This is a genomic window from Paenibacillus rhizoplanae (assembly GCF_042684125.1).
In the GTDB taxonomy this organism is placed as follows: domain Bacteria; phylum Bacillota; class Bacilli; order Paenibacillales; family Paenibacillaceae; genus Paenibacillus_AQ; species Paenibacillus_AQ rhizoplanae.
This window is the reverse complement of record NZ_JBHUKY010000081.1, coordinates 65,150-74,232: the sequence shown is the minus strand read 5'-3', so window position 1 is coordinate 74,232 and position 9,083 is coordinate 65,150. Positions and strand designations below refer to the sequence as shown.

10 protein-coding genes are annotated in these 9,083 nt (G+C 52.1%); 3 read left to right on the top strand and 7 right to left on the bottom strand.

Translation table 11 applies throughout. The features are described from left to right. A partial coding sequence (locus ACFSX3_RS30410) for a hypothetical protein (protein ID WP_379313658.1) occupies nucleotides 1-188 on the top strand: 188 nt, incomplete at its 5' end. 30 nt (nucleotides 189-218) lie between these two features. Here ACFSX3_RS30410 and ACFSX3_RS30405 read toward each other — a convergent pair. The 3 genes from ACFSX3_RS30405 to ACFSX3_RS30395 form a co-directional block, all read right to left on the bottom strand. After that, nucleotides 219-1,103: a hypothetical protein gene (locus tag ACFSX3_RS30405; protein WP_209994084.1), complete on the bottom strand. Its 885-nt coding sequence runs from the start codon at nucleotides 1,101-1,103 to the stop codon at nucleotides 219-221. Nucleotides 1,104-1,260: 157 nt separating this feature from the next. After that, nucleotides 1,261-2,031: a dioxygenase family protein gene (locus tag ACFSX3_RS30400; RefSeq protein ID WP_209994085.1), complete on the bottom strand. Its 771-nt coding sequence runs from the start codon at nucleotides 2,029-2,031 to the stop codon at nucleotides 1,261-1,263. A 6-nt stretch (nucleotides 2,032-2,037) separates the two neighbouring features. Further along, the gene (locus ACFSX3_RS30395) at nucleotides 2,038-2,697 is read right to left on the bottom strand and encodes an alpha/beta hydrolase (protein ID WP_209994086.1); all 660 of its coding nucleotides are present in this window, start codon (nucleotides 2,695-2,697) and stop codon (nucleotides 2,038-2,040) included. 159 nt (nucleotides 2,698-2,856) lie between these two features. Between ACFSX3_RS30395 and ACFSX3_RS30390 the strand changes: the two genes are divergently transcribed. Continuing rightward, nucleotides 2,857-3,408 carry a cupin domain-containing protein gene (locus ACFSX3_RS30390; RefSeq protein ID WP_209994087.1) on the top strand — a complete coding sequence of 184 codons (552 nt, stop codon included), beginning with the start codon at nucleotides 2,857-2,859 and terminating at the stop codon, nucleotides 3,406-3,408. 61 nt (nucleotides 3,409-3,469) lie between these two features. Here the strand turns inward: ACFSX3_RS30390 and ACFSX3_RS30385 are convergent, their stop codons facing one another. Both ACFSX3_RS30385 and ACFSX3_RS30380 read right to left on the bottom strand, forming a co-directional pair. Beyond that, the gene (locus ACFSX3_RS30385) at nucleotides 3,470-4,258 is read right to left on the bottom strand and encodes a TrmH family RNA methyltransferase (protein WP_209994088.1); all 789 of its coding nucleotides are present in this window, start codon (nucleotides 4,256-4,258) and stop codon (nucleotides 3,470-3,472) included. 31 nt (nucleotides 4,259-4,289) lie between these two features. Beyond that, nucleotides 4,290-4,949, bottom strand: a complete 660-nt coding sequence (locus ACFSX3_RS30380) for a potassium channel family protein (protein ID WP_209994089.1) — start codon at nucleotides 4,947-4,949, stop codon at nucleotides 4,290-4,292. 195 nt (nucleotides 4,950-5,144) lie between these two features. Between ACFSX3_RS30380 and ACFSX3_RS30375 the strand changes: the two genes are divergently transcribed. Beyond that, entirely contained in the window at nucleotides 5,145-5,381 is a 237-nt protein-coding gene (locus ACFSX3_RS30375; protein WP_036700271.1) for a small acid-soluble spore protein SspI, read from the top strand. Between the two features lie 122 nt (nucleotides 5,382-5,503). Here ACFSX3_RS30375 and ACFSX3_RS30370 read toward each other — a convergent pair whose 3' ends face one another. Both ACFSX3_RS30370 and zwf read right to left on the bottom strand, forming a co-directional pair. Beyond that, a complete protein-coding gene (locus ACFSX3_RS30370; protein WP_209994090.1) occupies nucleotides 5,504-7,090 on the bottom strand; it encodes a peptide chain release factor 3 in 1,587 nt (528 codons plus the stop codon). Nucleotides 7,091-7,415: 325 nt separating this feature from the next. Next, nucleotides 7,416-8,966: a glucose-6-phosphate dehydrogenase gene (zwf, locus tag ACFSX3_RS30365; RefSeq protein ID WP_209994091.1), complete on the bottom strand. Its 1,551-nt coding sequence runs from the start codon at nucleotides 8,964-8,966 to the stop codon at nucleotides 7,416-7,418. Between the last annotated feature and the right edge of the window lie 117 nt (nucleotides 8,967-9,083).

The following is a 9,083-nucleotide window of genomic DNA, read 5'->3' as shown; positions in this document are numbered from 1 at the left end:
AGCCAGGATCAAACTCTCCAAATTGGTATTTAGAAAGAGCGATTGCTCATTTTGAAACATCTGACGAGAATTTACATTCTCATTTTGGATCTCACCGAAGTGATCTCCAGGTACTCACTCGTTGTTCAGTTTTCAAAGATCAAGCTCGTTGTCAGCGCCGCTCACCGCGTCACCAGCAACTTTTATAATATAACATGGATCAAACAACTATGCAACTATTATTTCAAAAGTTTCTGCTGAAGCAATACCATCAGCTCTTCCGCAGTATCCCAAACCAGAGGACGTATCTCCTGAAGATGTATCCTTAACTTATCGGCCTCATCGCTTCTTACCGTCCAGATTACCGGAATGTTCAGCCCAAGCGCATAGCCCGCTGCCAGATACACCTCAGCTGACTGGCCTGTGAGGTCCGCAACAACCAGCTTGCTGTCCGCCACAGACTCCAAAGAATTTGCAGCTTCGTTCTTGCTGGCAAGCAAACGGGGTGAATAGCCAAACTGCTCGATTTTGGACCAAAGCTTGTCCTGCCACTCCGCCTGCAGCTTCTCATTATCCGGCAGAAGAACGGTGCATTTCTGTAAGGTCCGGCCTCCTGCTGTTGCCACTGCTTCCTCCCACCCCAAGGGGGTCAATGTAAAATTCATACCTTCCCTAATTAACAGATCCTCATTTTGCAGCCTGTCGATAATATAGACCAGTTCCTGCAGATTGGGCGAGTACGTCAGATTGTAGCTGCGGGACAGAGGGTGAATGACTACTGGCTCTCCGGGGACATCACAATGCCTATGCAGATAATGCAGCAGCCGGTCTCCTTTATCCTCAGCCGTTACCGGAATACCCGGGGCATCCACAATATCCTCCAGATCGCTGAACGCAAGGATCACCTTCTCGCCACAATCCGTCTTTTCGCGGATATAACCTGAGATCAGATGCAGCATGTCTCGCTTCTGCTGGAACGAGAGCGCAAGAATCGATTCATAGCTGTCTCTAAGCAGGCTGTAGCTTCCGCCAGGAGAGCAAGAGCAGTCGATATACTGATCGTACTCACCGTCTGCTGTAATTGGAACAATCTGATCGCAGAATGCACAATGTTTCTTTTGCATAACCATCACCTCTTCAGAATAGCAGTCCCCCCTACCTTACCAAGAATGTATTGAAAAGTGGACCGGAAATTCCTTCCTCCCCGACAGCTTGGCATGCCTGATTTCGGAAGTATGCCAAGGAGATTGCCGAAGCGGAGCATTCGGAGTTCACCACATTTTAATTAAACTGCCAGCAGCTCAAGCTTAGATTACCATACTGATAACTCCGGTGAAGCAGCTGCGCATTACGCCCCGGGTCTCCCGCTCCCATTGCGATAAACAGCGGAATAAAGTGCTCACTCGTTGGGACCGCCATCTCCGCATAAGGAGCAAGCTCCTCGTATTGGAACAGCGCTTCTGTATCCCATGCTTCCACCTTCTCCTGAATCCAGCGATCGAACTGCTCGGCCCACCCGTTGACCTCATCCGAATTCCAGTTCAACCTCCGCAGATTATGAACGGTTCCCCCGCTGCCGATGATAAGCACATCCTGTTCACGCAGCGCCGCCAGCGACTTGCCGATCTCATACTGCTGCGCATTAGGCAGATCACGATTTACAGACATCGCTACAACCGGAATATCCGCCTCCGGATAGAGCAGCTTCAGCACAGCCCATGCGCCATGATCGAGTCCTCTTTGTTCATCCCTGACATTCTTCACACCACCCGCGGTCAATAGCTTCTGAATCTGCTCCACGAGAGCCGGATCGCCATGTGCGGGATACGTCATCTGGTACAGCTCGTCCTGGAATCCGCCAAAGTCATAAATGGTATCGTACGTTGCCGCTGCGCCCACTGACTGTACAGTTTCCTCCCAATGAGCGGAGAAGAGAATGATGGCTTTCGGTTTGGGCATATGGTCCTTGAACTCTTTTAACAGCTTGGTGTAGGCATTATCTTCAAGAACAATAGATGGAGCTCCGTGCGCAAAAAAATAGGAAGGCATCATCGATAATCACTCCTTATTAGTAATTAATCCGGCATCCTGCTTGAGCCATTGCAAGAAATCACGCTGGTTAGCTTCAGTTACGCCATGGTCGGACGGATAGAGTCTGAAGGCCAGCCGTTCGGTTTGCCCCTCAAGATAAGCGGCAGTCTCATGGCCAATGCGGACCGGGAACACTGAATCGTATTCACCATGCGAAGCGAAGACAGACACGTTTTTAAGACTACGGAGCTTATACTCCATTTTCACAAAATCAGGAATATACCCATTCAGCGCGACAATCCCTTTGAGCTGCTCCCCCATCGTAAGTGCAAGCGTCATGGACAGAATGGCTCCTTGGCTGAAGCCCAGCAAATAACGTCTGTCCGGATCGACCGGATACTGCTGCGTTGCATAGTGAATGAAGGCCTCAAGATCGCTGACAGCTTGGTCAAACATCTCGCGGATGGGGTTGCCCAGGCCTTTCAAATCATAATATTGATACCCCGTACCCAGCGGCAAATTCCCGCGAACCCCGATAATAATGAACTCCTCAGCCAGCGGCGCCACCAGACCGAACATATTGCGCTCATTAGAGCCTTTGCCGTGAAAAGTAAAGATCACCGGGTATTTCCTGCCCTGCTCGAGCTTATCTGGTAAGTGAACATCATATGAATACTTAGGATTCATTTTATTTTCCTCCATAGTGAAGATTATCATCTAAATATTAGTTATAATAATATATTTTCTATATGAGTAATTTATCGCAAGGGACATTGACTTGTCAATAATGAAATTGTTAATATGAAAATAAGTTTAGTATTACAAATATTATGAAGGTGTGATCCCATGGATATCGGCGCTACAATACGGGCAATCCGCAAGCGGAAAAATATCACCATCGCGCAAATATGCGACACTACCGGCCTCTCCCAAGGCTTCATGAGCCAGGTCGAAACCAATAAGACATCACCTTCCATCGCTACACTGGAGAATATCGCCCAGGCTCTGAAGGTTCCTCTTGCTTATTTGCTGCTAAAAAAAGAAGAACGCATGCAGATCGTCCGCAAGGATGAACGGAGAATCACCACCAGCGGCGCAGCTGAACTAAGGGTCGAACACCTCAGCTCCACCCAGAACGTCAGGATGTCGATCGTCGAGTTCCCTCCCGGTGCCATGATTGGGGATGCCCCCCATGCGCATGAAGGTCAGGAGGTCCATGTCGTCATTAAAGGGACCATTTACGCGCAGCAAGGGGAAGACGGAGCCGAATTTACCGAGGGTGATTCCTTTAGCTGGAATGCCTGCACCCCCCATTCCGTCAAAAATACGGGTCAGGACACCGCGATTGTGCTGATCTCCATCTACACAGAAAGCGAAAACGGACAGGATGTCCTCTGAACAATGAAAAGCCCGTACTCTGGCCTGATAGGCCGAGTGCGGGCTTTTATTCACATATTCACTATCTCCCCCGCTGCCGCATCCCCTCAAACAGCAGGATCGTTGCCGCCATCGCGGCGTTTAGTGATTCGGCGCGGCCGGCCATCGGGATGAGGATGCTTTTGTCGACTAGACGGGCTGTCTCGGGCGAGATGCCTTGGCCTTCGCTGCCGATCAGCAGCCACTGGCTGCCGTGAAAATCATGGGTGTAGCAGGAATCCTCCGCCGTCAGCGAGGTGCTGACCAGCAGCGCTCCGCCCTCCCGTGCCTGCGGGAGAATGGTACTTAGCTCTCCCTCCACTACCGGGAGATGGAACATCGAGCCCATCGTGGACCGGATGGTCTTCGGGTTGAAGAGATCAGCGCAGCCCTGACCGAGGATCACACCGTCCGCACCCGCTGCATCCGCGCTGCGGATGATGGTGCCTACATTGCCGGGGTCCTGGACCCCGTCCAGGACCACAACCAGGCTGTCCGGCTTCGCCAGAATCGCCTCTATCCCCTTCTGTTCCTTCCGCACAATGGCGAACACCGGTTGCGGTGTACCTGTGCTGCTGCACTTGGCAACCACCGCTGCTGACACGCCGATGACCTCCATGCCCTGTACGGCCTGAAGCAGCAGCTTCAGCTCAGACGGCATGCCTTTATCGAGGTCAAAAGCCAGGCATTCCACATCCGCTTCGGTTTGCAGCGCCTCCTGCACCAGATGAATGCCTTCCACGATATATTTACCGGACCGGTCACGGTGCTTCTTCTCCTGCAGTCCGGCCCATTCCTTCACCCGCGTGTTCTGCGGCGACATAATTTCCATAGGGTCCTACCTTTCTGTTGCTTACAGATTCCTATTGATAAGCCATTTCCAGCTTCGTCAGGTTATCCTTCCGTCCGACAATGACAAGGACATCACCATCGGTCAGGCGGTCCTCCGCTCTGGGGGAGATATTCATTTCCTCGCCCCGGCGGATAGCCATGACATTGCAGCCAAATTTGGCGCGGATGTCAAGCTCCTGCAGGTTTTTGCCCAGCATGGGTCCCGAGACCTTCATGTCGAGAATGCTGTACTCCGGTGACAGCTCGATATAATCGAGGATGTTCGGAGAAGCGAGATGATGCGCCACCCGCATCCCCATGTCCCGCTCCGGATAGATCACCTTATCTGCTCCGATTTTGCCCAGCACCTTGCCGTGCAGCTCACTTTTGGCTTTGGCGATAATGGCAGGCACGCCCAGATCCTTCAAGATCAGCGTTGTCAGAATGCTGGCCTGAATATCCTCACCGATGGCGACTACCACCACATCGAAGTTACGGATGCCAAGCGCACGCAGCGCCTCTTCATCCGTGGAGTCCGCAGATACGGCATGCGTCACAATATTGGAGATTTCCTGGGTGCGCTGCTCATCCGCATCAATGGCCAGCACCTCATAACCCATCCCGCTGAGCGCTTTGGCCACACTTGAGCCGAAACGCCCCATGCCGATGATGGCATACTGTTTTTTTGCCATTAAGCCTTGTCCCTCCCGCACGTAATAATACATCTCACACAGTATAGCATAAGCCGTTATAAACTTGAATGTTCAGCGCTCCCGCAGGGCACCTTATAAGAAGGCTGCTTACCTGACTAAGCCCCTGCTTTCGAAGTCAGTTTTGCGATGCTGATTCAGGAAGCAGATGCTCACAAAACTTTAAGGAGGCCGATTATGCCAGTCACCCTTGATTTGCGCCAGGCCATCATTCACAAGGTGCACGGCCAGTCCGAGGAAGGTCTGCGGGAGGTCATTGAGAATTCCGTAGACGGGCCGGAAGCCGCGCTTCCCGGACTGGGTGTCGTCTTTGAGATGATATGGAAGGACCTCGACCCTGCCAAGCAGGACCGGGTTCTCTCTATGCTGCACAGACATCTGGACAAGCTTACACCAGGGTCCATCACCTCCTAGAGGAGGCCCATCCCGCCAAAAACCTCCGCACCCCACCGTGCTGCTGCACAGGTGGAGGCGGAGGTTTTTTATAGCCTAATCATACATATGCTTAACTGCTCAGCTTACTTCTATTACACCCTTCAAGGCGCAGTCTCCAGGAACTTAGCGGTCGGATTCTTCTCAATCGCGGTCCGCATGGCGTATTCATTCTCGAACAGCACTACGTAATTGCCCTTCTTGTCCGTAACCAGAGTGGAGTTGATCCGGAACTTGCTGGCATCCGGCTTGTTCTCATCCACGATCCAGCGTGCGAACTGGTAGCTCATACGCTGCAGCTGTACATCCACGCCATACTCACCCTTCATGCGGTACTCGAACACCTCGAACTGCAGCTGTCCCACTACACCCAGCAGAATATCGTCGAAATTGACGGTACGGAACACCTGGATCATACCCTCTTCGGTCAGCTGGTCAATTCCCTTCTGGAACTGCTTCGACTTCAGTGCATTCTTAATGGTGACTTTGGAGAAAATCTCCGGCGAGAAGGTCGGCAGCTCATCGAACTCCATATCTCCAGCCTGACTGAGCGTGTCGCCAATCCGGAAGATACCCGGATCGAACAGACCGATAATATCCCCCGGATACGCCTCTTCAACAATATCCCGGTCCTGGGCAAGGAACTGCTGCGGCTGGGACAGCTTGATGTCTTTGCCGGCACGTACATGCTTCACACTCATCCCGCGCTCGAACTTACCGGACACGATACGCAGGAAGGCGATACGGTCACGGTGTGCAGGATTCATGTTCGCCTGGATTTTGAATACATAGCCGGTGAATTTCTCATTCGTCGGTTCTATAGAGCCAGCTGTACTGCGGCGTGGTTCAGGTTTAGGGGCAAGATCCAGGAAATTATCCAGGAATGTCTGTACACCGAAGTTGTTGATGGCACTGCCGAAGAATACAGGAGTAATCTCCCCGCGCAGCACCTTCTCATAGTCAAAAGGATCGCCCGCTACATCCAGCAGCTCCAAATCGGCGCATAATTGATCATGCAGGTACTCCCCCGCCATCTCACGGATAATCGGGTCGCGATAGCTCTCCACCTTCTGCACCTTAATCACGGAGTGGTCATCGCCCTGGAACAGCTCAACCTGATTCTTCATCCGGTCATAGACGCCGCACAGCTCACGGCCCATCCCAATCGGCCAGTTCATCGGCACCGAGCGGATGCCCAGCACATTCTCCAGCTCCTCCATCAGATCAAACGGGCTGCGGCCTTCCCGGTCCAGCTTATTAATGAAGGTGAAGATTGGAATGCCGCGCTTCGCGCAGACCTGGAACAGCTTGATTGTCTGTGTTTCTACACCCTTGGCTACGTCGATCAGCATAACCGCACTGTCAGCCGCAGTGAGCGTACGGTACGTGTCCTCACTGAAATCCTGGTGACCCGGAGTATCCAGAATGTTCACCCGGTGGTCCAGATAATCAAACTGCATCACAGAGGACGTAACCGAGATTCCGCGCTGCTTCTCAATTTCCATCCAGTCACTGGTGGCGTGCTTGCTTGCCTTACGGGCTTTGACTGTACCTGCCAGACGGATGGCGCCTCCGAAGAGCAGCAGTTTCTCTGTCAGTGTGGTTTTACCCGCATCCGGGTGGGAAATAATCGCAAAGGTTCTGCGTTTGTCTACTTCACTCTGAAGCTTGTGGTCCGTTGCTTTATTCATTGCACATATCCCTTCATCTATAAATTCATGCTTACTTCTGCCTCTATTGCCGGATCGATCAAATCGGACTGCTATTCATGGATTCAGATCCTTTCCTTAGAGATTCAACGTATATTTCTTGAACGTAACGTTTACCATGTATGGGATCATCTATAGCGCTAGGCTTAGAAATCTTTATGTTGAAAGCATCCTTCTCAGTATAGCAAAATCCGGCAGAGATTATCTACAAAAAAGCGGCTGTTGTCAAATATCTTGTAATATTGTGTACAAAAGATCCCCCTGCAGCAATATGCAAGGGGATCTTCATCGGTACTCTATTCAGGATCTAGCGGTTAACCTGCCAGACCACATTGTCTTCATCCTGGCCGTTGACCGGCCACCAGTGGAAGCCTTCTCCGGCAAGCAGCTGGTCGGCTTCAACCGGACCCCAGGAGCCCGCAGGATAGGAAGCCAAGTCGTTGCTCTCTTCCTTCCAAGCCTTGGCAATCCGGTCCACGAAGGACCAGGCCGAGGATACTTCATCCCAGCGGGTGAAGTAGGTGGAATCGCCGCGTGCAGCATCATGCAGCAGACGCTCATAAGCCTCCGGCGAGTTGATGCCGATCATGCAGCTCTGGCAGAAATCCATAGCCAGCGGCTGAATCTCGGATTCCGAGCCCGGCTTCTTCGCATTGATCTTCACGTAGATGCCTTCCATCGGATTGACGCGGATGACGAGCAGGTTCGGCTCGAGCTTGTGCTTCTGGCCCAAGTAGACATTGGTCGGCATTCCTTTGAATTCTACAACCACTTCCGTGGTCTTCACAGGCAGGCGTTTGCCGGTACGGATATAGAAGGGAACTCCGGCCCAGCGGAAGTTATCCACGAATACACGGGCTGCGAAGTACGTCTCTGTATTCGATTCCGGGTCCACTTTGTCTTCCTGGCGATAAGCCGGAAGCGTCTTGCCCTTGTAGAGACCTTGAGTGTATTGGCCCCGGACTACGTTCTCGCGGACTTCATCAGCGGTAGCGTAAGGACGCAGCGAACGTAGAACCTTCACCTTCTCATCACGGATATCTTCAGCCAGCAGACGGCTAGGCGGTTCCATAGCGATCATCGTCAGCAGCTGCAAAATATGGTTCTGGCCCATATCGCGCAGCGCCCCCGCATGGTCGTAATACCCGCCGCGCTCTTCCACACCCACTGTCTCGCCGAGTGTAATCTGAATGTTGGCGATGTGCTTGTTGTTCCACAGCGGCTCGAAGAAGGCATTGGCGAACCGGATCACTTCAATATTCTGAACCATTTCCTTGCCCAGGTAGTGGTCAATCCGGTAAATCTCCTCTTCCTTGAAGACCTGGCGGATCTGTTCGTTCAGTTCCTCAGCGGATTCGAGATTATAGCCGAACGGCTTCTCGATGACCAGACGGTTCCAGCCTTTGGCCTGCAGCATCCCGCCTGCCTTAAGGTTGAAGGATACGCTGCCGAACAACTCAGGTGCAAGCGCCAGATAGAACATGCGGTTGCCCGGAATATTGAACTTCTCTTCCAGCAGCTCCGTCTGCTCATTCAGCTCACGGAAGCCGTCAATATTATTGATGTCGAGTGACTTGTATTCAAAATGCTCTACGAACTCGTTCCATTCCGCAGCATCTCCTGCCTGATAACGGCAGAACTCGCGGATGGATTCCTTCACATCTTCCCGGAATTCATTCTGGGTGCGGGGACGCCGAGCCACGCCAATGACCGCAAAATCTTGGGTCAGCTTGCCTTCACGGTACAAACTGTAAATCGCCGGGAAAAGCTTACGCCGGGCCAGATCTCCGGTTGCCCCGAAGATAAAGAATACAGCACCGGGTGTATGCAGTGCATCAAGGGTTTGATTTTCAGCCATGGCTCCTCATCTCTCTGTATGTAATATAGTTGACATTCATTCTCAACGCCTAGTATAAGACAACATACGACTATAGGCGTGATGTCATTTTATCATAATTGCACGGAGGATGCCATC